Origin of the sequence: Rufibacter hautae, from assembly GCF_008271695.1 — a bacterium.
GTDB classification, from domain to species: Bacteria; Bacteroidota; Bacteroidia; order Cytophagales; family Hymenobacteraceae; genus Nibribacter; species Nibribacter hautae.
Window position 1 is genome coordinate 1253996 of the sequence record NZ_VKKY01000003.1, and the last position, 24431, is coordinate 1278426.

At 51.0% G+C, this 24431-nt stretch carries 21 protein-coding genes; 14 read left to right on the plus strand and 7 right to left on the minus strand.

Going from position 1 to position 24431, the window contains the following annotated elements; genetic code table 11:
* The first annotated feature begins 247 nt into the window (after positions 1-247).
* The 4 genes from FOA19_RS21605 (at position 248) to FOA19_RS21620 (ending at position 4496) form a co-directional block, all read left to right on the plus strand.
* Positions 248-2413: an FUSC family membrane protein gene (locus FOA19_RS21605; RefSeq protein WP_149092915.1), complete on the plus strand. Its 2166-nt coding sequence runs from the start codon at positions 248-250 to the stop codon at positions 2411-2413.
* A 408-nt stretch (positions 2414-2821) separates the two neighbouring features.
* Positions 2822-3352 carry a GAF domain-containing protein gene (locus tag FOA19_RS21610; RefSeq protein ID WP_149092916.1) on the plus strand — a complete coding sequence of 177 codons (531 nt, stop codon included), beginning with the start codon at positions 2822-2824 and terminating at the stop codon, positions 3350-3352.
* Between the two features lie 270 nt (positions 3353-3622).
* Positions 3623-4120, plus strand: a complete 498-nt coding sequence (locus FOA19_RS21615; protein ID WP_149092917.1) for a Panacea domain-containing protein — start codon at positions 3623-3625, stop codon at positions 4118-4120.
* Positions 4101-4496, plus strand: coding sequence for a hypothetical protein (locus FOA19_RS21620; RefSeq protein ID WP_149092918.1), 396 nt, complete (start codon positions 4101-4103; stop codon positions 4494-4496). Before FOA19_RS21615 ends, FOA19_RS21620 begins: the two co-directional genes overlap by 20 nt.
* A gap of 150 nt (positions 4497-4646) precedes the next feature.
* Here the strand turns inward: FOA19_RS21620 and FOA19_RS21625 are convergent, their stop codons facing one another.
* From FOA19_RS21625 to FOA19_RS21635, 3 genes are all read right to left on the minus strand, one after another.
* Positions 4647-6227, minus strand: a complete 1581-nt coding sequence (locus FOA19_RS21625) for a DUF4394 domain-containing protein (protein WP_149092919.1) — start codon at positions 6225-6227, stop codon at positions 4647-4649.
* 272 nt (positions 6228-6499) lie between these two features.
* Positions 6500-6943, minus strand: coding sequence for an SRPBCC family protein (locus FOA19_RS21630; RefSeq protein ID WP_149092920.1), 444 nt, complete (start codon positions 6941-6943; stop codon positions 6500-6502).
* A gap of 119 nt (positions 6944-7062) precedes the next feature.
* Entirely contained in the window at positions 7063-7773 is a 711-nt protein-coding gene (locus tag FOA19_RS21635) for a class I SAM-dependent methyltransferase (protein WP_190300508.1), read from the minus strand.
* Between the two features lie 256 nt (positions 7774-8029).
* Between FOA19_RS21635 and FOA19_RS21640 the strand changes: the two genes are divergently transcribed.
* Positions 8030-9082 carry a glycoside hydrolase family 43 protein gene (locus FOA19_RS21640; RefSeq protein ID WP_149092922.1) on the plus strand — a complete coding sequence of 351 codons (1053 nt, stop codon included), beginning with the start codon at positions 8030-8032 and terminating at the stop codon, positions 9080-9082.
* Positions 9083-9305: 223 nt separating this feature from the next.
* Here the strand turns inward: FOA19_RS21640 and FOA19_RS21645 are convergent, their stop codons facing one another.
* The 4 genes from FOA19_RS21645 to FOA19_RS21660 form a co-directional block, all read right to left on the minus strand.
* Complete coding sequence (locus FOA19_RS21645) at positions 9306-9674, minus strand: VOC family protein (protein WP_149092923.1); 369 nt, start codon at positions 9672-9674, stop codon at positions 9306-9308.
* A gap of 124 nt (positions 9675-9798) precedes the next feature.
* Positions 9799-10038: a hypothetical protein gene (locus FOA19_RS21650; protein WP_149092924.1), complete on the minus strand. Its 240-nt coding sequence runs from the start codon at positions 10036-10038 to the stop codon at positions 9799-9801.
* 265 nt (positions 10039-10303) lie between these two features.
* On the minus strand, positions 10304-10705 hold the full coding sequence (locus tag FOA19_RS21655; protein ID WP_149092925.1) for a DUF3997 domain-containing protein: 402 nt from the start codon (positions 10703-10705) through the stop codon (positions 10304-10306).
* Positions 10706-10874: 169 nt separating this feature from the next.
* A complete protein-coding gene (locus FOA19_RS21660; RefSeq protein WP_223809008.1) occupies positions 10875-12377 on the minus strand; it encodes a hypothetical protein in 1503 nt (500 codons plus the stop codon).
* A gap of 191 nt (positions 12378-12568) precedes the next feature.
* On the opposite strand from FOA19_RS21660, the gene FOA19_RS21665 reads away from it, so the two are divergent.
* From FOA19_RS21665 to ilvA, 9 genes are all read left to right on the plus strand, one after another.
* On the plus strand, positions 12569-13735 hold the full coding sequence (locus FOA19_RS21665) for a 2-isopropylmalate synthase (protein WP_149092927.1): 1167 nt from the start codon (positions 12569-12571) through the stop codon (positions 13733-13735).
* 113 nt (positions 13736-13848) lie between these two features.
* A complete protein-coding gene (gene leuC / locus FOA19_RS21670) occupies positions 13849-15246 on the plus strand; it encodes a 3-isopropylmalate dehydratase large subunit (protein WP_149092928.1) in 1398 nt (465 codons plus the stop codon).
* Positions 15246-15842, plus strand: coding sequence for a 3-isopropylmalate dehydratase small subunit (gene leuD / locus FOA19_RS21675; RefSeq protein WP_149092929.1), 597 nt, complete (start codon positions 15246-15248; stop codon positions 15840-15842). Before leuC ends, leuD begins: the two co-directional genes overlap by 1 nt.
* Positions 15830-16948 carry a 3-isopropylmalate dehydrogenase gene (leuB, locus tag FOA19_RS21680; RefSeq protein ID WP_149092930.1) on the plus strand — a complete coding sequence of 373 codons (1119 nt, stop codon included), beginning with the start codon at positions 15830-15832 and terminating at the stop codon, positions 16946-16948. The genes leuD and leuB overlap by 13 nt, the downstream gene beginning before the upstream one ends.
* Before the next feature lie 216 nt (positions 16949-17164).
* Positions 17165-18886, plus strand: coding sequence for a dihydroxy-acid dehydratase (gene ilvD, locus FOA19_RS21685; protein WP_149092931.1), 1722 nt, complete (start codon positions 17165-17167; stop codon positions 18884-18886).
* Positions 18849-20582, plus strand: coding sequence for a biosynthetic-type acetolactate synthase large subunit (gene ilvB / locus FOA19_RS21690; RefSeq protein ID WP_149092932.1), 1734 nt, complete (start codon positions 18849-18851; stop codon positions 20580-20582). The genes ilvD and ilvB overlap by 38 nt, the downstream gene beginning before the upstream one ends.
* A 20-nt stretch (positions 20583-20602) precedes the next feature.
* Complete coding sequence (gene ilvN, locus FOA19_RS21695; RefSeq protein WP_149092933.1) at positions 20603-21211, plus strand: acetolactate synthase small subunit; 609 nt, start codon at positions 20603-20605, stop codon at positions 21209-21211.
* Positions 21212-21337: 126 nt separating this feature from the next.
* Positions 21338-22381, plus strand: coding sequence for a ketol-acid reductoisomerase (ilvC, locus tag FOA19_RS21700; RefSeq protein ID WP_149092934.1), 1044 nt, complete (start codon positions 21338-21340; stop codon positions 22379-22381).
* Positions 22382-22495: 114 nt separating this feature from the next.
* On the plus strand, positions 22496-23767 hold the full coding sequence (ilvA, locus tag FOA19_RS21705) for a threonine ammonia-lyase IlvA (RefSeq protein WP_149092935.1): 1272 nt from the start codon (positions 22496-22498) through the stop codon (positions 23765-23767).
* The last annotated feature ends 664 nt before the right edge of the window (positions 23768-24431 follow it).

The window sequence follows — 24431 nt, forward strand, 5'->3', positions numbered from 1 at the left end:
TAAATGCGTTGGGTCAAATCTTTCCCAAAGGTCCGTCATCCTCCCCCGCATTTGTTACGTTTAGGCTTTGGTTACGCCTCACGTTTTTACGCTGTTTCCGTAAAAGTAGCCCAAATACAGACAAGGCTGCAGCGTTGAAGGGCCGCTTACCTGGGTTTAGCGGAAGGCTTTTGGCTTCCCCAGAACGTAGTAACTCCAAATTTTTGATTCGTAATCACGCAGCCAGACCACCACGTACCAGTAAAGAATGAACAGGAAAGTAAGGGAGCTCCAGTATTTTTTCTACAGCCAGAACTTCTATGATGGCATCCGCACCACCATTGCGGCGCTGTTGCCTTCCTTGCTATTCTCGCAATTGGGTCATTTTGAGACGGGAATTTCCATTTCGCTGGGTGCCATCAGCGTGAGCCTGGCAGATTCACCGGGGCCGGTGCGGCACAAGCGCAACGCCATGCTCCTGAGCATTGGGCTCTGCACGTTTATGGCGCTGGCCATTGGTTTTGCCCGCATGCACGTGGTTACGCTGGGGTTGGCCATTCTGGTGTTCAGCTTCCTTTGCTCCATGCTGCTGGTGTACGGCATGCGGGCCTCCTTCATCGGCTTGGCCGGTTTGCTTATCCTGGTCATGACCATGGACCGTCCGCTCACCCCCGAGCAGGTGTTTCTGTACAGCGGCCTGGTGATGGTGGGCGGCGTCTGGTACATGCTCCTGAGTTTGCTCTCTAACCGGTTTATGCCCTACCGACCCACCCAACAGGCCCTGGGCGAGTGCGTGCGGGAAGTAGCGAAATTCCTTCGGCTGAAAGCCGCTTTCTACCATTCCCAGACTGATCTGGAGGATGATTACCGGCAGTTGATCTCGCAGCAGATTCTGGTGAGTGACAAAATGGATGCCCAACGCGAGCTTATGTTCAAGAGCCGTCAGCTCATGAAGGAGTCCACGGACACGGGCCGGACGCTGCTCATGACGTTCGTAGACATGGTGGATCTGTACGAACAGATCACCGCCATCCATTATGATTACGCCTCCATCAGGGAGAAATACGGGCACACCGGGCTGCTGCCGGAGTTTGCGCGCCTCATAGAACTGCTGGCCGATGAACTGGACAACATCGGGTTTGCCATCCAGGCGAACCTTCCGCACCGTAATACCCAAGACCTGAATTCCCGGCTAGACGAACTCAAGGCCGGCATTGACGCCATGGCCGAGCGCGAGGACAAAACCAGCCACCTGGTGCTAAAGAAAATCTTCGTGAACATCAGGTCCATTGCCCAACGGCTGACGGTCATCAGGTCTTACTTTGACCTGGACAAAGAGGAACTCCGGAAGAGGTCCCGCGAGATTGAGTTTTCCCTGTTTGTCTCGCACCAGACCATTGACCCCAAAATGTTTCTGAACAACCTCACCTTTGAGTCATCGGTGTTCAGGTTCTCGTTCAGGGTGGCGCTGGTGGCGCTCTTCGCCTATACCCTCACCAAGCTATTCCCGTACGGGCAGCACAGCTATTGGGTCCTGCTCACCGTGATATTCCTGCTTAAACCCGCCTTCAGCCTCACGAAACAACGGAACAAGGAACGCGTCATCGGGACTGTGGTGGGCGGGGCGCTGGGGCTGCTGGTCTTGTACCTGGTGCAGGATACCAGGCTGCAGTTTGCGTTTCTGCTGGTGTTCATGACCGGATTTTACAGCGTGCAACGCATTAACTACATGCTGAGCGTTATTCTCATGACGCCTTTCATGCTCATCTTGTTCAGTTTTCTGGGCGGCGGGGGAATGACCATTGTGCAGGAGCGCATCGTGGATACCGTGGTGGGCTGCGCCATTGCCTTTGCCGCAACCTATTTTGTGTTTCCTAACTGGGAATCAAAGCAGGTGGGCCGATTGCTCAAGAACGTGGTGCAGGCCAACCTGGGATACCTGCAGGTGCTGGCCCAACGGCTAGCCGGCAAGGAGATTACCGAGGTGCAGTACAAACTGGCCCGCAAGGAAGTGTACGTTAACTCGGCGAACCTCTCGGCGGCGTTCCAGCGCATGACCGATGAGCCCCGCAGCAAGCAATTGCACCGGCAGGAAATCTTCCAGTTTGTGGTGCTTAACCATATTCTGTCTTCCTACATTGCCACCATCTTCTCGTCCAGAAGAAACCGGGCGCCGGAAGTTTATCCTACGGCTTTCTTTAAAATCTTGCGCAGGGCCGAGTTCTCCCTCTCCGAGGCCCTTCAAACCTTGGATATTACTTCAAAGGCCAGTGAAAGCACCGTGCACCTGCCGGAGCCCGAAGTGCCTGAACCAGCTGAGCTTTCCTCAGATGAACTCCTGCTCAAGGAACAGCTGGAATTCATCAAGAAAGTCTCCACGGATATTGCCAAGATCTCTGCCGTGCTGCAAGGAGAGAAGGTGCCCCAATCCTAATTACCTGGTCATTTTGTTCCAACATGCGCTTCTACCAGTTTGCTGTTTTGGACCTGTTTTCAAAAAAACAGTAGGAAAACGGTTTTTGGGTATGGGTTAATGGAGCCCTGCCTCGGATTGTGAGGGAAAAGGACTTCCCTGCATCAGTTTAGGTATGTTTCTTGCGGAGACTTTTAAAACCCTATCTTGCGGTTTGCTATCTGCTTTATTTTGGGGCGGTTACGGTTATGGGGGTGCCTTGCGTGTTAATACAATGTTTCCTTAATATTAAGCTAAGTGTTGGAAGTTAGAGACTTATAACTTTTCCGTTACTTTCTTTAATATTTCATTTAACCTTGATTTGGATTGGACGTAAAGACGGAAATCACCCAGCAGTAGAGGGAAAAGAACAGACTAGTGTACATGGCCATGAAAAATACTTTTGGGGTAGAGATCATCCCGGAAATTGAAGCAGAGAGGTTGAGGAAACTGCACGATTATCAAATTTTAGACACAGAAACAGACGGCCCTTTCAAGCACATCGCGGCGTTGGCGGCCCATATCTTCAAAGTGCCCATCGCTTTGGTTTCCTTCGTGGACGCGGAGCGGGTGTGGTTCAAAGGCAACGTAGGCATGGAAAACACCACCGAGGTGGATAGAGGCGACAGCCTTTGCTCGTTGTCCATCTTACGGCAGGAGGCTACCGTTTTCAGGGATGCCCTTCAGGAACCTTGCCTGGCGGAGAATCCACTGGTGGCCGGTGAGTTCGGCCTTCGGTTCTACGCGGCGGTACCTATCACCACCTATGACGGCTATAACCTGGGGGCGGTGTGCATCTTGGACAAAGAACCCCGCGAATTCACCATTGATGACAAAATCACCCTGGAGTATATGGCCAAACTGGTCATGGACGAACTGGACCTCTGGAAGTGCCAGCTCTATACCCAGACCATTCTTTGAGCTTTCTGTTTCAAGGATGTTTTACCGAAAATACCCCTAAAAAGCCTGCGCAATTTCCCTGCTCAGGCTTTTTCTTTTAGGCCAAAAATGGAAATCTAATTGCCCTGTCTGCTGGAGACGGGCGCGTACTTATTATGCTGCTTTTCAAAGGATAAAGGTCTGAGCCACTTTTGTTTTCCCAGCTTTATCTTTATATTTTTGTAGTGGTAACTGCCCAACCTTCGTTTCAGGCTGGGCGTTATTTTAAGAGGAGGTAAACAATTGAAAGTCATGGAAAATGCTCTGGCAGTGGCCAACTTCTTTCTAAAGAAGTCTTTTGACACCGGCGAACCCGTGACCAATATGAAGCTGGTGAAACTGGTGTATATCGCCCACGGGTGGTATCTGGGCCTATCGGGGCAACCGCTGCTGACCGAACCGGTAGAAGCTTGGAAATACGGTCCGGTGGTTCCTTCCATTTACTACAGTTTCAAAGATTACGGCGGCGAGGCCATCAGGCAGATGGTAACGGCGGGCAATGCTACCGAGTCTTCCCCGGTGAGCCTCTCTGATCCCGACCTAGTGCCGTTTCTGGAGAAAATCTGGGAAGTGTACGGACAGTTCTCGGGGGTGGACCTTTCGGCGATGACCCACCAGGATCAAACTCCCTGGAAACAGGTCTGGGACACCCAGGGAAAGCACAGCAACAACGTCATCATCCCCAACGACCTCATAAAGGAGTATTATCAGAAGCTAGTGAATGCCCCCCATGCAGCCCAATCAGCCTAGTCCCACTTCCAACCTAGATCTTGCCGCCATCAGGGCGTCGCCGCCACCGCCGGCGGCCTTAAGGAAGGCCAAGGAAGAGGATGAGTGGTTTGCCAGCGACCGGCGCAAAAGAGAGCACCAGCGGGAACAAGGGGCCAAAACCATCATCCACTGGGCCATTCAGGGGAACATCATCATGGCAGGCATTGTCATTGCCATCTGTATTGGGGTGCGGGGTTTCCACCTCATTGCCGCCGAAGAGTGGAAGTGGCTCACCAAGGAGCAGGTAGAGGTACTGGACAGCTTGGCCAAGTACGCCGGCTCGGGGGCCATTGGCAGTTTGCTTACCCGGTACCTGACTAAAAACGTTGACCCGGGCCCGCCGCCCCGGCAGTAAGGGAGTCATCTGCTCAAAGGTTCATCTGTTCTGAAAAACGGCCTTTTTCTGGAAAACAGCCCTAAAACTCCGAAAGGTGTGAAAAAGAAAGCAGCAGGTCTAGTCACTTTCATGTGCTTAGACCTGCTGCTTTCTTTTTTTGGTTTGTTCTTAGAATCCTAAGCCAAGAGCAAAACTCAGCGGCATCTTGGAGACGGTAGAAAGTTTGGTGGTGGTGCCTTTGCTCAAGTCAATTCTGTAAATACCTGACTGACCTCCGGTCTGGAGCAGGGCAAGGGCAGTGCCGCTAACCCCGCCAATGTCAAAGCCGTTGTGAGGGCCTGTTTGTACGCCTAAGCTCCCCACCAATTGTTGCGTGCCAGCGTTTGGCGGGCTTTGCAGGTAAAGCGCATCTGTCCCGAAGTCAATGTTGTACAACGCGGTAGAGGTTGACCCGACGAAATTATTGGTGTACGCACTGGCATCTACCATAGGAGTGCCAGGGTTTAACTTACTGTCTTCCATGGCTACCATCCCAGTGTTTGGGTTCAGGCGCAGGTTCTGGCCGGTGTTGCTCACCACCCGTATTCTATCCACGGTTGGGTTAAAATCGAAACCGAAGAAGTCGCCGGAAAGGGCAGGGGTAAACGGTTCTCCCACGGCAGCAAACGCCCCTGTGGCCAGGTTAACGGTGTAGATTCTGTTGGTGCTTCCTAAGGCATACAGTTGAGACGTGGCCGGGCGCATGTCAATTCCTAGTACTCTTTCATTGGGCTGCAAGCCAGTTATTGGTTTAGAAATGACCATGGCTGCCTCGTAAGGGTTGAAGATGAGCAGATTGTTGTCAGCGTCAACCCCATAGGCCACCGGGTTGGTAGGAATGGCCACCCCAATAATCATCCGGTCGGTTTTGCCCAGGTTCATGGCCTTGCCGGTAGCCAAGTCAATGCTGTAGAAGCGGTACTTATTCCCGTTAGATTCTTCTTTCTGGTTCTCAACGCCGCCGCCCCGGCCAAACAAGGCCGCAATGGCAAGGGAATTATCAGGGGCTATGTCAAAGCCGCCTTCGCCCACTGCTTGGACATTCAGGCGACCCACCTCCACCAGCGTACCGTTATTGGGCGGCGTTTGGATGTATAACTTGTCAGTGGCAACATCAATGTCATACAGGGTGGTGGAGGTAGCCCCAGCCATGCTGTTGGTGTAAGCCACCGCCACTACTTCAGGGCTGCCAGGGTTAAGCATGCCATCAGTGGCTACAACGGCACCAGTTTCAGGGTTCAGGCGCAGGTTCTGGGTCTCGTTGGTGACCAGCCTAATGCGGTCTACAGTCGGGTTAAAGTCAAACCCCACCTGGGTGCCATCGATGGCCGGCGAGAAGGGGGCCGTGCCTACCTGGGTGGCAACCCCGGTGTTCTGGTTGATGACATACAGGTAACTCTGATTACTAACCCCGTAAAGCTGCCCGGTGGCCGGCCTGAAATCGATAGCTAAGATCCGTTCACCGCTTCTCAGGCCAGTAATGTTTACTTCTCCGGTCTCCCGTAACTTTTGATCGGTGCTATATTTTACCAGTTGGTTGTTGGTGGTGAGGGCATAAAAAGTCAGGTCGCTCTGGATTTTAGCTTCGGTGGCAGCAGATGCGTTAAGTTGGTCTTTCGACTCCAGTATATCTTCATTACAAGACGTGAAAATGGTGGAGAAAGAAAGCAGGCAAGTTGCCCAGGAAAGAAAGTGGTAATTTGTTTTCATGTTATCGTAGGTTAGGAGGTTGGTTGCCAAGACCTACGAATTGCTTTTTAGGCCGGATTGGGCCTTTTCGGAATTAATTTAATTCAGCTTGATAAAAGTTAAATACAAAATTTTCTGGCTGAGTAAATGCGGAGGATTCCATTTACCTGATATTAAAAGGCTGCCGATGAATTATTTGTATAAACAAAGGTCATACTCCTGGCCTGCATACCAGTTTTAGGCTTCTTTTCTTGAAACTTATGAGAAGATGCCCATTCCAAGAGGCCTTAAGACTACGAAGCTGCTGCTATGTTTTTCTCCAGGTAAGCAGGAAGTAAAGTACCGATGATTTCATTCCAGCCTGCCTCAAAGTTGGTTCTGGCAAAATCTGGATTACTGGTGGGAAAGGTCTCCAGCCCGCTATGGGAGAGTCTCACGGTGGTTTTATCCTCGTCAGGGAACAAGGCAAAGGTAACCAGGGTGTTGCCGGGGTACCCATCGTAGCGCCAGCTGTAGGCAATTTTACGGCCTTGCTCCACTTCCGTAACCTGACAAAGGTGCAGATAGCTTCTATCTTCGGGGCCACCGGAGAACTGGAACTCAAATCCAACCTCGGGTCTGAACTCCGCGAGGTCAAAGTACCATTCTTTCATCTGGTCTCTGTCGGTGAGGGCTTGCCAGACGGTTTCTGCCGGAGCATTTACGGTGCGTTCTACGATGATGGGCGTGTTTTCCATGGGTTTTCGGCTTGTTTTCCTGATTTTGGCCCTAAAATAGGTTTAAATCAACGACTTTGTTCATTTAACAAGCCAACTGTTCTCTAGGCTATAGGTCCAATAATCCTTGCACCCTAGTTTCACTTTCTGGGAACTGCCCTGATGCACATAAACCCGGGGAATTCGTTGAGCTCTTTGTAATGCTTTGGGTCCAGATTCTCGAACTCAGGCACTGGTTTGGGTTCCAACAGTTGGTCAATGTAAAAGCCGTTGTCGGTTAAGGAAGAAATACAAGCTCCCAGGGGCCGTCTGTAGCTGTTCACTTCAGTGGGTTTTCCGAAGCCTTTCCAGGTGCATTTCACCGGCTCCACCTTGAAGTAGTGGGTAGACTGGAAAAAGTTGAAATCAAAGAAAGGGTGTTCTATTGAAATCACCAGGTAACCCTCTGGTTTCAAAACCCTGTGAAACTCCTGGATGGTCATGGTCCAGTCTTCCAGGTAATGGAGCGCCAAAGCACACAAGACGATGTCAAAGGAGGCGTCTTCCAACATTCCCAAGGGTTCTGATAGGTCATGGACGAAAAAAGAACCGGAATCCTTGTTCCGTTCCCTGGCCAGTTCTACCATCCGGGGACTAAGGTCAAATCCGGTGACGGTAGCTCCCAAAGCGATTAGTTCTTCCGCATATTTCCCCGGACCGCAGGCGGCATCCAGAATGGTTTTCCCTTTGGCCTCCGGAATTAAACTCAACGTGTTAGGCCGGTCATAGTAGGCGTTGTGGGGTTTATGGTCAATCAACTGATTATAGCTTACTGCCAATTCCTCGTAGGCCGAAAGAATCTTCTCTTTCATGTTTCTGTCCATACATCCTCCATTTAGTAACTAAGGCTTCTTATAAACGGTTAGACTTCGTTTAAGAGCTAACCCGGGGCTTTAAAGTTTTACATAAAAGCGCTAGCAATTTGTCAAAACGCAATTGAAAGAAGGGGAAAGGAGAGGTGAAGTATTTATAATTGTAAAAAGTACGCTTATCTTTAAACAAGATTTGTCAGACAAATCTGTTACTCTACTATCAACGCAAACGAAGCATATGAACTCCATTAAACTAATGAAATTGATCTTGGCGGTGACGCTGCTGGCAGGCAGTTTAACGAGCCAGGCGCAGAAGCTGAAGAAAAACCAATTCAATAACCCCTTAGCCTTACAACGGGCAGACCCGCATGTCTGGAGAACGGCCGATGGCACGTATTACTTTGTGGCCACGGTGCCCGAATATGATCGCCTGGAGATACGCATTTCCAAAACCATCAATGGCATAAAAGAAGCGAAACCAGTTGTGGTTTGGCGCAAGCACGAAAAAGGTTCTATGGGGAACCACATCTGGGCACCTGAACTGCACCAGATAGACGGGAAATGGTACATCTATTTTGCCGCAGGCGGAGCCGAGGATAAGTGGGCCATCCGCAAATACGCTTTGTCCAATCCGTCTGAAGATCCTACCAAAGGCGAATGGAAAGAGGAAGGGGAGATTGTCAGCAGACGCAATGAGTTCACCCTGGATGCTACCATTTTTGAACACAAAGGTCAGCGCTACATGATTTGGGTAGACCGAGCTTCTACGAAAGAAGTAAATACGGGCTTATACATTGCCCAAATGACCAGCCCCACCACCTTGGGTGACAAACAGGTGGTTATCTCCCAACCTACATTGGCTTGGGAAAGGATAGGACATAACGTGAACGAAGCCCCGGCCGTCATCATCCGCAACGGAAAGGTGTTTGTCACTTTCTCCGCCAGTGCCACGGATGCGAACTACGCTTTAGGTTTGCTCTGGGCCACAGAGGATGCTGACCTTCTGGATACTGCTTCCTGGCACAAACTTCCCGACCCGGTTTTTTACACTAATGAACGCCTGAAACGTTTCGGCCCGGGGCATAACAGCTTTATAAAAGCCGAGGATGGAAAAACAGATATCATGATTTACCATGCCCGCGACTACAAAGAGATCAACGGCGAACCTTTGTACGACCCTAACCGCCACACCCGCGCCCGGGTACTGAGATGGACCAAGGACGGCATGCCTGATTTTGGCCAGGAACTGGACGACAACGAAATGGCCCTGAAAAAGGCAAAACGCTCCAAAAAGGCGAAGAAGCAATAGCGGTTAAAGTTTTTTCAGGATATCTAATAACCAAAATAGCTGCGGCTTAGAGGATTTTCTCTAAGCCGCAGCTATTTTGGTTTATGTCTATTTACTGCTTAACCTTCCTAAGCTTATACCAGGTAATTGCCAAAACCAAATGAACTTAGTCATGCCATGCAGGAGAGGAGGTTTTGCCATAAAGTTTGGTACTTCAGGCTACAGTAGAATCAGGCATTTGCGTTTATTTGCTGAATTCACAGAAATGCCACAAAACTCCGGATGGGTCGGTCATGAATAATTCTCTGCCCCAGTCAAATTGTTTTATCTCCGTCAGTTTTACACCCTGGTAGGTAGTAGGTAAGTTTTTGCCAATCAATTCTGCTTCGCATTTTTCAATGTCATCTACTTCCATAAAGACCATTGAATTATCTATCCAATCAGCTACATAATAGTCTTGCAAGTAAAAACCTATTTGCTCATTTACCCTAAACAAGCACATTTTATCGCTGATAATAACCTCTTCAAAGTCAAGCGACCTATAGAAGGCTCTTGATATTTCGTAATCTTTTGCGCCAATAAAAGTGCGGATGCTTTTAGGTAAATAGTTCATTAAAAATTATATCTGCTTAATTGTTAGTAAGATGCGGAGAAGATGAATTAATACATTATGCAATTTTTGCTGTCACAAATAGCAAGTATAATGGTAGTTGTTTTACAGCTGTTGCTTACTTTGTTTAAGTCATAAACAAAATCATTTCTACCGCTGCTTCACCTAATTTCTGGTTTCCTGTGATTTGTATTTTGTCTTGTAAATCTTTTGGCCGCAAGCTTTTTGAGAACAGTTTCCAGGAGGCATATGCATCGATGGAAATCTCAGTCAGAGGGGTACTGCCTGGCATGGATTCGGTCCTCACCCAGTTCTTTCCGTTGTACCTCACCAGCCATTCCCCGTTCACTTCTCCCGTGATTGCCATCTTCACTACACTTCCTTTTTCTGCCGTAGTATTCTGGAGAGTATGAGGCAAGGCATACATGCAAACTTCCTAAAAGGGAAGATTGCGCTACCACATCTTTTACAGTCCAGAGTTTGGCCACGGTTTGTTTGCTCCAATCTTCCTTATTAAGGCTATGCAGTAGTTCCAATAATTTCTGGTCTAATTCTGGAAGTTTGTGGACTAAGTTGATCATCTCACTCTCTATTACTGTAAATACTTTACCTCGATATTGAGCAACTCGGATTTATTTAACTAGAGTGAATTTAATTCTGTCCTTAATCTTAAATTCATCCATTTTCCTGTTGAATTCTGCCTCTGACAACGGGCCAATCACTCCTTTTTTTAACCCTTTTGCGTTCTCTTTAATGTCAATAATGAAGTAGTTGGTGACAGAGAAGTTTGGTTCGCTATAGAAGTCACCCTTTTGCGGATACTGTTTTGCTATTATATATTCTGTGTTGTACCCTACACTAAAAACGTACCCGGGTACTTGCTCTTCTTCTTTGTAAATGGATTGATTATCCTTTGTATCTATCCACACTAATTCATACCCATTCCCCAAGTCTTCTGAGATGGAATCAAAGTCACAGCTAAAGAAAGATAAAAAGGCAAGCAATAGGGTAAAAGACAAGAGTTTTTTGATCATTTCAGGGAAGTGGTTGTTTTAGGGGGAGGATTTAGCCAAGAGCAGCTCCTATCACAAGCGCATTAAGGGCAGGAAGTTAAAGGGTTTAAAGGAATAAAAAAGCTGTAACAATTGGTAGCAGCCATCTATTTGAAGGCTGATTTAAGAAAATCGGCATTGAAACAGGTGACTACTTTAACCTGGCGGCTTTGCGGCGCATGACTTCTTGCACGGGTATATTCTCAATCTTACTCTCCAGCCAGGAGATGATGTCTAGGTACAGGAAAGGCCGGCGCTCATAGGGCTTCTCAGAGATGGCAATGAGTTTCTCCTTCAGGGTAATGAAGGCGTCCTTCAGTTGGTAAGGCGCAATGTTGCCCACGGTGCGCAGGAACTTGAAAATCTCTACTTGCATTTGCTGCTGGTTGTCCATTTTGCCCAGGAAATGGTACACCGTCCGGATTTGGTAATCCAGGGCATCGTCATCGTAGCCGGCCTCGTAGTGGGCAATCAGGTTCAGAATGCGGGCGAAGCACTGGAGGTCTTCGCGCAAGCTGGTGTTCTGGTGATGGATGACCTTGTTCAGGTACTCAATCGCCTTCTTGAAATCACCGGAGCCAAAGTAGAGGCTGGCAATCTTGTAGTAGAACACCAGCATGCGGTGGGGATCCAGTTGGGCCTGGAACCCTTCCAGGTTCTTCAGTACGCCCGGAATCACCTTTAGCCCCTCGGTGAAGTTGCCCTCTAGAAAATACCCGTTCATCTTGTTAGTGTAGATGTAGAGGAACAGCAGCGTGTCAATGTTGGGGTTGGAACGGCGAGAGGTATCGGCGGCAAAGTCTTCCAGTTGCTGCAGCACTTTGATAAACTTGGAGTGATACAGCAGGTTGTACAGTGCGTTGAGCAGGTTGTGCATCCCCTTGATGTACAGTACCGACCGCCGCTCTTTCATGTGCGGGTATTCCTCAAACAAATCAACCCACTTCTGGGCATACCGGTAGCAGTTCTTGAAATCCTGGATCATGAGGTAATACCACACGTGCGACTGGTGGTAATACAGTTTTTCGTAGAAGCCCGCTCGCCTGATCTCAATCACCGGAAGGTTCTCGTGGAAGAAACCGGTGATATATTCATAGTCTTCCTGGTTGCGGGCCAGGCCCACCTTCAGGTACAGCCCATACAAGCGCAGCGCCACGTTGGAGAGCTGGTGCATCTGTGAGATGTGGGTAGACACCGCGGTGGCTTCCTGGGTTAAATCCTCGGCCCGGCCACTCAGGCTCCGCGTGATGTACTGCGACTCTATCAGCTTCTCAAAGTCAATGGCGGTGAGCGCAATATGGGGCAGTTCATACTCCAGCGCCGTCACTTTCACTTTGTCCAGCATTTTCAGGCTCTGCTGGTAAAACCCTTTATTATAGAGTACCCGGGCGTAATCCAACTGCTCGTGCAACTGAATGTCCAGGTTCTGCGGTGCATGAAACGCCCGGAGGCTGGAAAGGAGGTGTTTATACAGGTTGTTCTTAAGGTTAGCCAACTGTACCTTCTTAATGCTGGGTACCTGTTTCAAGACTTTCTCCTCATTCAGGGTTTCCTGCTGGTCCAGGGCATCAAACAACTGCAAGAACTTCAGGTCCTCGCTGGAGCCGCTCCGGTTGGTAAACAGCCTGAAGTGGCGCTTTTCAGAAGGCGTCAATGATTTTATTAACTGAAAAATAGGATCAATATTTTGGCTAGGCATTGTAAATAGAAATGATTTAAAATATTGATTTTCAGTTGTTTGTGTTTAAATATTGGATGGTTAGAAATAGTAAATGCGCTGAAAAAAGATTTTAGCTTCCGTATTAGTACGCGCTTCTTTGTATCCGAATAGAAGCCAAAATAACAATGTCAGCCCAGAAGATACAAATATTTGATACAACGTTGCGCGATGGCGAGCAAGTGCCTGGTTGCAAATTAAACATGGATGAGAAGTTAGTCATTGCACGGCAACTAGAGCTTCTGGGCGTTGACGTGATAGAGGCAGGCTTCGCGGTTTCCAGTCCCGGCGATTTTGAGGCCATTCGGGCTATTGCGGCACAAACCAAAGATGCCACCGTGTGCGGACTTTCCCGCGCCGTGGAAAACGACATCAAAGTAGCCGCTGAGGCTTTAAAGGCAGCGCGTTACCCCAGAATCCATACGGGCATCGGTACTTCAGAATCCCACATCAAGTTTAAACTGCGCACCACCCAAGCCGATGTGATTGAGCGCGCTGTGTGGGCCGTGAAATACGCCAAAAGCTTTGTGGAAGACGTGGAGTTCTACGCCGAAGACGCCGGCCGCACCGACAATGAATTCTTAGCCATGGTCTGCGAAGCCGCTATAAAAGCCGGGGCCACGGTATTGAACATCCCCGATACCACCGGCTATTGCCTGCCCGAAGAATACGGCGCGAAAATCAAATATCTGTATGAAAACGTGCGCGGCGTACAGAACGTGACCCTTTCCACCCATTGCCACAATGATTTGGGTTTGGCTACCGCCAATTCTATCTCTGGGGTGGTGAACGGAGCCCGCCAGATTGAGTGTACCATCAACGGGGTAGGGGAGCGCGCCGGTAATACGGCCCTGGAGGAAGTCGTCATGATTCTCCGTCAACACCCGTACCTAAACTTGGACACCAACATCAACACCAAGCTTTTAACGGAAACCTCGCACCTGGTATCACACATGATGCGCATGCAGGTACAGCCGAACAAAGCCATTGTGGGTGCCAACGCCTTTGCGCACTCCAGCGGCATCCATCAGGATGGCGTAATCAAGCACCGAGAAACCTACGAGATCATTGATCCCAAAGAAGTAGGCGCCGAGGATTCTTCCATTGTATTGACTGCCCGTTCTGGCCGTGCCGCCTTGGCGTACCGGTTACAGAAAATAGGGTATGCGTTTGATAAATTCACTTTAGACAAAGCCTACGCTTCCTTCTTAGAAGTAGCAGACAAGAAGAAAGAAGTTGTAGACGAAGACCTTCACCAATTAGTAGAGCAGGATAACCTGGTTTCTGCAAATTAAACATCCTTCCTGTCATCCTGAAAGGAACTTGGGAGCGAGCGGTAATAACGGATAGTAAGCGCTTTTCTAGCCCGCAAACAAGATCTTTTCAAGAGGACAAAAGAGAGAATACTATGGCACAGACGTTATTAGATAAGATATGGGGCGCCCACGTAGTGAAGTCCATTCCGGGGGCGGGATTAGACGTGTTTTACATTGACAAACACCTGATACATGAAGTTACCAGCCCGCAGGCCTTCGATGAAATTGAAGCGCGTGGATTGCCATTGTTCCGCAAAGAACAGATGGTGGCGACCGCTGACCATAACGTACCCACCAAAAACCAACATCTTCCTATTCAGGAACCGCTTTCACGCTTTCAGGTTGATAAGCTAACCGAGAATTGCGCGAAGCACAACATTGAACTGTACGGCTTGGGTCACCAGAACCAGGGCATTGTGCACGTGATCGGGCCAGAGTTAGGCTTAACTCAACCGGGCATGACCATTGTGTGCGGCGACAGCCATACCTCTACCCACGGGGCGTTCGGCGCCATTGCCTTCGGGATTGGTACGAGCCAGGTTGCCCAGGTAATGGCCTCTCAGTGCTTGCTGCTGAGCAAACCTAAGAGCATGCGCATTACGGTAGAGGGCGATGTGAGAAACGGCGTAACGGCCAAAGACATTATCCTGTACGTGATCTCCAAATTGGGTACCGGCGGTGCCACGGGCTATTTTGTAGAGTACGCCGGCAGCGCGTTTCAGGCCTTGAGCATGGAAGGCCGCATGACCGTCTGCAACATGAGCATTGAAATGGGTGCCCGCGGCGGCATGATTGCCCCAGACCAAACCACTTTTGATTATTTGAAAGGCCGTCCGTTTGCGCCGCAGGGTGAGCGTTGGGAGCAGGCCGTAGCTTATTGGTCCACCTTGTACACCGAGGAAGGCGCTTCTTTTGATAAAGAATACTTCTTTGATGCACAGGACATCGCGCCAATGATCACCTTCGGGACCAACCCAGGCATGGGCATGGCGATTGATGCCGTGATTCCAACTGATGTTCCCGCGAGTGAGCAGGCCAGTTACAGCAAATCCTTGAACTACATGGGTTTTCAGCCGGGTGAGTCTTTGCTGGGCAAGCAGATTGACTACGTGTTTATCGGGTCCTGCACCAACTCCAGAATTGAGGATCTGCGCCAGGTGGCCAAGTTTGTGCAGGGCAAGCACAAAGCCCCACACGTGGAGGCCATCATTGTACCGGGGTCTAAACTGGTGGAGAAGCAAGCCATAGAAGAAGGCATTGACAAAGTGCTCGCGGAAGCCGGTTTTGAATTGAGAGAGCCGGGCTGCAGCGCCTGCCTAGCCATGAACGAAGACAAGATTCCGGCCGGTGCGTACTGCGTGTCTACCTCTAACCGCAACTTTGAAGGCCGTCAGGGACCAGGTTCCCGCACCTTGCTGGCCAGTCCGCTGGTAGCCGCTATCACCGCGGTAGAAGGAAAGATTGTGGACATTACCCAATACCTGAACTAATGGAAAAGTTTGAGATACTTCAATCAACGGCGGTTCCGCTCCCGATTGAGAACATAGATACTGATCAGATTATCCCGGCCCGCTTTTTAAAGGCTACTTCGCGCGAAGGCTTCGGGGAAAATTTATTCCGCGACTGGCGCTTTGACAACGCCGGTCAGCCCAAGGCCGATTTCGTGCTGAACAAAGGCCGTTACGCAGGGCAGATTCTGGTAGCCGGCAAGAACTTTGGTTGCGGGTCAAGCAGAGAGCACGCGGCCTGGGCCATCCATGATGCCGGGTTCAAAGTAGTGATCTCCAGCTTTTTCGCCGATATTTTCAAAGGCAATGCCTTGAACAACGGTTTGTTGCCTTTGCAAGTGAGTGATGAAGTGCTGGAACGCTTGTTTGCCCAGATAGAGGAAGACCCGCAAACCAAGTTGGTAGTGAACCTGGTGAACCAGGAACTGGAAGTGCCGGTGTGGGAAGAGCGTATTCCGTTTGCCATTGACGCCTACAAAAAAGAATGCATGATCAATGGCTACGATGACATTGATTTTTTAGTGAACCAGAAAGAAGCGATAGAAAACTACGAAAAAAGCAGACCATGGGCGTATTAACGAGAAGAATAGCCGTTTTACCCGGCGATGGAATTGGACCAGAGGTTTGTACTGAGGCCATCAAAGTATTAGAGGCAGTTAGCGAGCGTTTTGGTCATCAGTTTGAATTGGATGTGCAATTAATGGGCGCCTGCGCCATTGATGCCACCGGCGATCCGCTACCCGAGTCAACGCTGCAAGCCTGCTTTGAAGCCGATGCTATTCTTTTAGGGGCCATTGGAGATCCTAAGTATGACAACAACCCAGCCGCCAAAGTACGTCCGGAGCAAGGATTGTTGCGCCTGAGAAAGTCTTTGGGCTTGTTCGCGAATATTCGTCCCGTTACGGCGTATGATGTGTTGCTGGAGCATTCGCCGTTAAAGGCAGACCGTATCCAGGGTGCTGACATGCTTATTTACCGTGAGTTGACCGGTGGGATCTACTTCGGGGAAAAAGGCCGCACCCAGAACGGTGCTTATGACCATTGCACCTACTCCAAAGAAGAGATTGCGCGCATCACGCACCTGGCGTTTCAATCGGCCACTACCCGCCGCAACAAACTAACGCTGGTAGACAAAGCCAACGTGCTGGAAACCTCCCGTCTGTGGCGCGAAGTAGTGCAGCAGATTGCCCCGGAATATCCCTCCGTAGAAGTAGATTACCTGTTCGTGGACAATGCCGCCATGCAGATGATCCTCAACCCGAAACAGTTTGACGTGATCTTAACCGAGAACATGTTCGGGGATATTATCTCTGATGAAGCTTCGGTGATTGCCGGTTCTTTGGGCTTGCTGCCTTCAGCTTCGGTAGGCGAGACGGCAGCGTTGTTTGAGCCCATCCACGGTTCTTTCCCGCAAGCCAAGGGCAAAGGCATCGCCAACCCCATCGCTACCATTCTTTCCGTGGCCATGATGCTGGAGCATTTCGGGATGCAGGAAGAAGCCGATCTGGTGAAGGAAGCGGTAGATTATACCCTGGAGAAAAACGTGCTAACCCCTGAGTTGAGAAAAGACCATCCGTTCACCACCGAGCAGGTGGGTGCCTTCATCGCCAATTACGTGCAGGAAGGCGGCGAGAGCTTCCGACACCTGAAAAACATAGAAATAGGGTTAAGCACCATCATCTAAAAAGCAACGCATTTTAGGCCTGTTTTGCAGAAAACGGGCCTAAAACAAAACCAGATAGTAGATGCGACACCGGTCGGTCATTCTTCTTTTCGTCATTATTCCTCTGCCGCCAGGTGGGTAGGAACGGCCTCTTACAATCTTTTGGAGCCTTTCTCACCACCCGGTAGAAAGGCTCTTTTTTTGTGAAAACACCTCAAAAACACCGCATTACAAACCATGGCTCTAAATAAATACAGCAGCATCTACACCAAAGACGACAGCTTACCGGCTTCCCAGGCCATGCTCATCGGCTCGGGTATCCCGGAGGCCGATCTGCGCAAACCGTTTGTGGGCATCTGCTCCACGGGCTTTGAGGGGAACACCTGTAACATGCACCTCAATGGGTTAGCCGATGCCGTGAAAATGGGCGTGCAGGCCAACGGCATGGTGGGGCTTCGGTTCAACACCATTGGCGTGAGCGACGGCATCACCAACGGCAACGCCGGCATGCGCTTCTCCCTGGTCTCCAGAGAGCTGATCGCTGACTCTATTGAAGCCATGGCGGGTGCCCACTACTATGATGCCGTGGCTACCGTGGTGGGCTGCGACAAAAACATGCCGGGTGCCCTGATTGCCATGGCGCGCCTGAACCGCCCCTCGCTGATGGTGTACGGCGGTACCATCAAAGGAGGGGAATACAAAGGCCAGAAACTGAACATTGTGTCTTGCTTTGAGGCCTACGGTAAAAAACTGAACGGCGCTATCTCTGACGAAGATTACCGCGGTATTATCCGGAACGCGTGTCCGGGTCCGGGGGCTTGCGGAGGCATGTACACCGCCAACACCATGGCGGCTGCCATTGAGACCCTGGGCATGAGCCTTCCCTTCTCTTCGTCCTCCACGGCGGTGAGTGCCGAGAAAAACCAGGAAGCCTTGGATACGGGAGCGTTTATCCTGCAATTATTAGAAAAAGACATCAAACCGCGTGACATTCTGGTGCGGGAGGCCTTTGAGAATGCCCTGGTCATGATTACGGTGTTAGGTGGTTCTACCAACGCCGTTTTGCACCTGATTGCCATTGCCCATGCTGCCGGCGTGAAACTGACTATGGAAGACTTTCAGGAGGTCAGCAACCGCGTGCCGGTGCTGGCGGATTTAAAACCCAGCGGTAAATACCTGATGGAAGACCTTTCCGCTTTAGGCGGAGTACCTGCTGTGCAGAAAACCTTGTTGGAAGCTGGTTTGCTCAAAGGTGATTTGATGACCATTACGGGCAAAACCTTAGCCGAGAACTTAGCCAACGTGAAGCCCCTGGGCGAGGAGCAGGATTTACTAAGACCGCTATCGAACCCTATCAAAGCCGATGGCCACATCCAGATTTTGTATGGCAACCTGGCCAGCAAAGGTGCGGTGGCGAAAATCTCGGGGAAAGAAGGCCTCCGGTTTGAAGGACCGGCCATCGTCTTCAACTCAGAAGAAGAACTGAACGAGGGCATCACCCATGGCAAAATTCAGCCCGGCCAGGTAGTGGTGATTCGCTACGTAGGACCAAAAGGCGGACCGGGCATGCCGGAAATGCTGAAACCTACCTCGGCCATCATGGGCGCTGGCTTAGGCGATAAAGTAGCGCTCATCACCGATGGCAGGTTTTCGGGCGGTACGCACGGATTCGTCATCGGGCACGTCTGCCCTGAAGCCTATGACGGTGGAACCATTGCCCTGGTAGAAGACGGCGATTGGATAGTGCTGGACGCTACTGCCAATACCATGGATGTTCAGCTAGACGATGCCGAACTCGCCCTTAGAAGAAGCCAATGGCAAAGACCTAAGCCAAATGTGCAAGGGGGAGTGCTTTTGAAATATATCAGAACAGTAAGTGATGCCAGCCACGGTTGTATCACCGATTTACAGGAAGAAGCCTATGTTAACGCAAGAGAAACAAGCCCCAGCCTTGCCTGAAACAGACACCATGATCAGCGGCAGTCAGGCGCTGCTGCACGCCCTTTCCGTGGAAGGGGTGGACACGATCTTCGGCTATCCTGGTGGGGCCATCATGCCCATCTACGATGCGCTGTTCGACTTCCCGGGGAACATGAAGCACGTGCTGGTGCGCCACGAACAAGGCGGCATCCACGCGGGCCAGGGCTACGCCCGTGCCTCGGGTAAAGTAGGCGTGGTGTTCGCCACCAGCGGTCCCGGCGCAACGAACCTCATTACCGGTCTGGCTGATGCCCTCATTGACAGCACGCCGCTGGTGTGCATCACGGGCCAGGTATTCGCGCACCTGCTGGGCACCGATGCGTTTCAGGAAGCCGACGTGATTGGGATCACTACTCCGGTGACCAAGTGGAACTACCAGGTAACGGATGCCACCGAGATCCCGGCGGTGTTGGCCAAGGCCTTTCACATTGCCAGCACTGGTCGGCCCGGCCCGGTGTTGATTGATATTACCAAAAATGCCCAGTTGCAGAAATTTGCTTTTCAGGGCTATGAAAGATGCGTGCATATCCGCAGCTACCGGCCGAAGCCCATTGTGCGGAAAGAATATATTGAAAGAGCCGCCGAACTAATCAACAGTGCTAAGAAGCCCTTTGTGCTGTGGGGCCAGGGTGTGATCTTGGGTTCAGCGGAACAGGAGTTCAAAGCCTTTCTGGAGAAATCCGGCATTCCGGCGGCCTGGACCATCATGGGCGCGGGCGCCTTGCCAAGTGACCACCCGCAGAACGTGGGCATGCTGGGCATGCACGGCAACTATGGCCCCAACGTGATGACGAACGAGTGCGATGTGTTGATTGCCATCGGCATGCGCTTCGACGACCGGGTGACGGGTCGGTTGGACAAGTACGCCAAACAGGCCAAAATCATCCACTTGGACATTGACCCGGCGGAGATTGACAAAAACGTGAAGACCACCGTGCCGGTGTGGGGCGACTGCAAAGAGACCTTGCCGCTGCTGACCCAACTGGTGGAGCAAAAGCAGCACACCGAGTGGCTGGCCAAGTTCCGGGAGTTTGAGCAGAAAGAGATCGATGCAGTAATAAGAGAAGAACTGTTCCCGAGCTCTGGTGAGATGACCATGGGCGAGGTGATGCAGCAACTGAACGAACTCACCAACGGCGAAGCCATTATTGTGAGCGACGTGGGGCAGCACCAGATGGTGGCCTGCCGCTATGCCAAACTGAACCACACCCGTAGCAACATCACCAGCGGCGGATTAGGAACCATGGGTTTTGCCTTACCGGCGGCCATTGGCGCCAAGTTCGGGGCACCGGACCGAACCGTGGTGGCCGTGATTGGCGACGGCGGTATCCAGATGACTATTCAGGAACTGGGCACCATCATGCAGAGCGACGTGGACGTGAAAATCATGATCCTGAACAACCAGTTCTTGGGCATGGTGCGCCAGTGGCAGGAGCTGTTCCATGAGCGGCGCTACTCCTTCGTGGACATCCAGAGCCCCGATTACGTGCAGGTGGCCAAAGGCTATGGCATCTCGGGCAGAAGCGTGAATGAACGCGCTGACCTCACCGATGCTCTAAGAGAAATGCTGGCGCACCCCGGTTCCTTTTTGTTGGAAGTGATGGTGACCAAAGAGAACAATGTGTTCCCCATGGTGCCGCAGGGCTGCAGCGTGAGCGAAATCAGATTGAAATAAGGTGCCTAACTGATAATAAAATGAGTGAGCAAGCGCCCATAGAAAAGCAGGAATACAATATTACGGTGTACACCGAGAACCATGTGGGGTTGCTGAACCGCATCGCCATGATTTTCACGCGCCGCAAGATCAACATAGACAGCCTGAACGTGTCACCTTCTGAAATTGAAGGCATCCACCGCTTCAACATCGTGATCAACGAAACCGAGGAAGTGGTGAGCAAAATCGCCCGGCAGATTGAAAAGCAGGTGGAGGTCTTGAAGGTGTACTTTAACACGAACGAAGACGTGATCTGGCAGGAAATGGCCCTTTACAAAGTGCCCACCGACATCATAGCCGAGAAAGCCAAAGTAGAACGCCTGCTCCGCGAAAACGGCGCCCGCGCGGTAGTGATCCGGAAGGATTACACCGTCTTTGAAACCACCGGCCACCGCGAAGAAACCGACAACCTGATTAAAGTGCTTCAGCCCTTCGGCTTGATTGAGTTTGTACGCAGCGCTCGCATCGCCATCATCAAAGGCAGTGACGGCTTCAACCGCAAACTCCGGGAATTTGAACGCGCCGAGCCGGGCCAGGAGGCCATTGAAAACGAGTTCCTGAACAGCCGCGACAAGGTGTTCACCATGTAAACCAAAGCCGGTAGCAGCAGTTGCTGACGCCGGAGAGTATGAAAGCTGTTTTAGCCCTCTTTTCTACAAATAAGGGCCAAAACAATAGACAAGTAAATCAAATCATAACCCATATTAACTAACAAAATGGCAAAGATCAATTTCGGCGGTGTAGATGAAACCGTTGTGACCCGCGAAGAATATCCGTTGGCAAAAGCCCAGGAAACTCTGAAAAACGAAGTAATCGCTGTGATTGGCTACGGCGTGCAAGGACCAGGGCAGGCCCTGAACATGCGCGACAACGGCTTCAACGTGATTGTGGGGCAACGGCAGGATTCTGCTTCCTGGGAGAAAGCGAAGCAAGACGGTTGGGTACCAGGCGAATCCCTGTTCTCTATTGAAGAGGCGGTGGAGCGCGGCACCATCATCTGTAACCTGTTGTCAGACGCGGGGCAGATTGCCGTGTGGCCTACCATCAAGGAAAGACTGAAGCCCGGCAAGACGCTTTACTTCTCGCACGGTTTCGGGATCACCTTCAAGGAGCAGACCAACATTATCCCACCCGCCGATGTGGACGTGATCTTAGTGGCTCCTAAAGGCAGCGGTACCAGCTTACGCCGTCTGTTCCTGGAAGGCGGCGGATTGAACTCTTCGTTCGCGGTGTTCCAGGATGCCACCGGCAAAGCCTACGAGAAAGCCATCGCCATGGGCATTGGGGTGGGTTCCGGCTACCTGTTTGAGACCGATTTCAAAAAGGAAGTGTACTCAGATTTGACCGGCGAGCGCGGCGTGTTGATGGGGGCCCTGGCCGGTATCATCGAGGCTCAATATCAAGTATTGCGTCAGCGAGGGCACTCGCCGTCTGAAGCCTTCAACGAGACCGTGGAAGAACTGACCCAAAGCCTGGTGCCACTGGTAGGCGAGAACGGCATGGACTGGATGTTCAGCAACTGCTCCGTAACTGCCCAGCGCGGTGCCTTGGACTGGAAAGGCAAATTCAGAGAGGCAACGCTTCCGGTCTTGAATGACCTGTATGACAGCGTGGCCTCGGGCAAAGAAGCCGCCCGTACCATCCAGCGCGGTTCAACGCCGGGTTACCGTCAGGAATTAGAAGCAGAATTGAAAGAAGTAAGAGAGTCAGAGCTGTGGCAAACCGGTGCCACCGTGCGGAAACTCCGTTCAGGTAGATAGTCAACCATTTCCCTTTTAAGGGGAAGGAAGGAAAGAAAGGCGTTTCGGGGCTGTTTTTACCAAAGCAGCCCCGGAACGGCAAATGTTCAACCCTTCCATTAGAGTACATACATCATGCAGAAAGAGACCACCGCCCCCGACACCGTTGTTGCCTTAAGGAACGTAGAGAAAGCCGCCAAAAACCTGAAGGGAGTCATTTACAAGACGCCCTTGATGAAGAACCTGTGGCTTTCCCAGACCTATGGTGCCGATATTTACCTCAAGCGCGAGGACCTGCAGATTGTACGTTCCTATAAAATTAGAGGGGCTTATAACAAGATATCGTCATTGACGTCCGCCGAAAGAGAAAAGGAAATCGTCTGCTCCAGCGCGGGAAACCACGCGCAGGGAGTTGCTTATGCCTGTCAGCTTTTAGGCATCAAGGGATACATCTTCATGCCCGCCCAAACGCCGGCCCAGAAGGTGAACAAAGTGCGCCTTTTCGGAAAGGACATGGTGGAAGTGGTGCTCACCGGTGCCACGTATGACGATACCTTCAAGGCTGCCAAAGAATTCTGCGACGAGCGGGGCAGTGCCTTTATTCCGCCGTTCGATGACCTGGCCATTGTGGAAGGACAGGCCACCGTGGGGCTGGAGATCTTCAAGGAGGCGGACTTCGGGATTGATTACCTGTTCATGCCCATCGGGGGTGGGGGATTGGCCTCGGGCGTTTCCAGTGTGTTTAAGCAATTGAGCCCGCAAACCAAATTGATTGGCGTGCAGCCCATGGGCGCGCCCTCCATGTACAATTCCATCAAGGAGAAAAAGCGCCAACGGCTGGAAACCATTGATTCCTTCGTGGACGGGGCCGCGGTGATGTGTCCGGGCGAACTCACCTTTGAGATCTGCCGCGAGTTGCTGGATGAGGTAGTGCTGGTGCCGGAAGGCCAGATCTGCGAAGACATCCTGAAGATGTACAACGAGGAAGGCGTGGTGCTGGAACCCGCGGGCACGCTGAGCATCTCGGCCCTGAAATCTTTCTCGGAGGAAATCAAAGGCAAGCACGTGGTCTGCGTCATCAGCGGCAGCAACAATGACATCACCCGCATGGAAGACATCAAGGAGCGCGCCATGCAGCACCAAGGGCTGAAACACTATTTTATGGTGACCTTCAACCAAAAGCCCGGCGCCCTGCGCACCTTCGTGAACCGGGTGCTGCACCCCGAGGATGACATTATCCACTTTCAGTACATCAAGAAAAACAACAAGGAGAAAGGTCCGGTGTTTATTGGCGTGGAAGTGAAACGCCCGCATGATGTGGAGAACATCAAACTCCGGATGCTGGAAGAAGGCTTCGCCTACGAGTACCTCAACGGCAAGCAGGACTTCCTGAACATGTTTGTGTAAAGGCCATTTTAGCGTAGTTTATAGTTTGTTTAATTAGTGTTGTGTGTTGTCTAAGAGCCCTGCGCCTGAAAAGGAAGCAGGGCTTTTTGCAATTAAGGGCCTTTCTTTTTTAGCTTGGTTTTTACAAAAGGTACAGAAATCACGAGCTAAATAGAAGCCAACAAAGCTTTGCCATCTTTGTCACCACTGCCAAATTTCAACTGTCGAATTCCCATCCAAGTTGCCCACGCATTCCGTCCCCCTTTGAAGGGGGTAGGGGGATGATTTACTCGTGTGGATTAGGCATTCCCTTTCATGTAGGGGCAATCCCTTGTGGTTGCCCTAATTCTGTTGCCAAGGTTGGGCGGTTAATCAAACGGCTTTGTCATCCCCCTACCCCCTTCAAAGGGGGACGATCAGATGCTGTCCTCATTTTTCTCTGCAGGAAAAGTCCAGATTTGAGAACCACCATCCTCTCCAAGCAGCCCATCGCTTTCAGCCTGTTTTCCTGAAGGTGGCTACTAAACAGGCCTTTATTTCCCCTCTAAACATTGCGGTAACGAAAGGTTTACAATAAGGTAACGGCTCATTTGCCGCGTCTCAGAACCTGACAAACTACTTTTGAACAGCGAAAAATTGGTCTATGCTAAAGGTGCCAGAGCACGCAGGGTAGACCGATGAATGC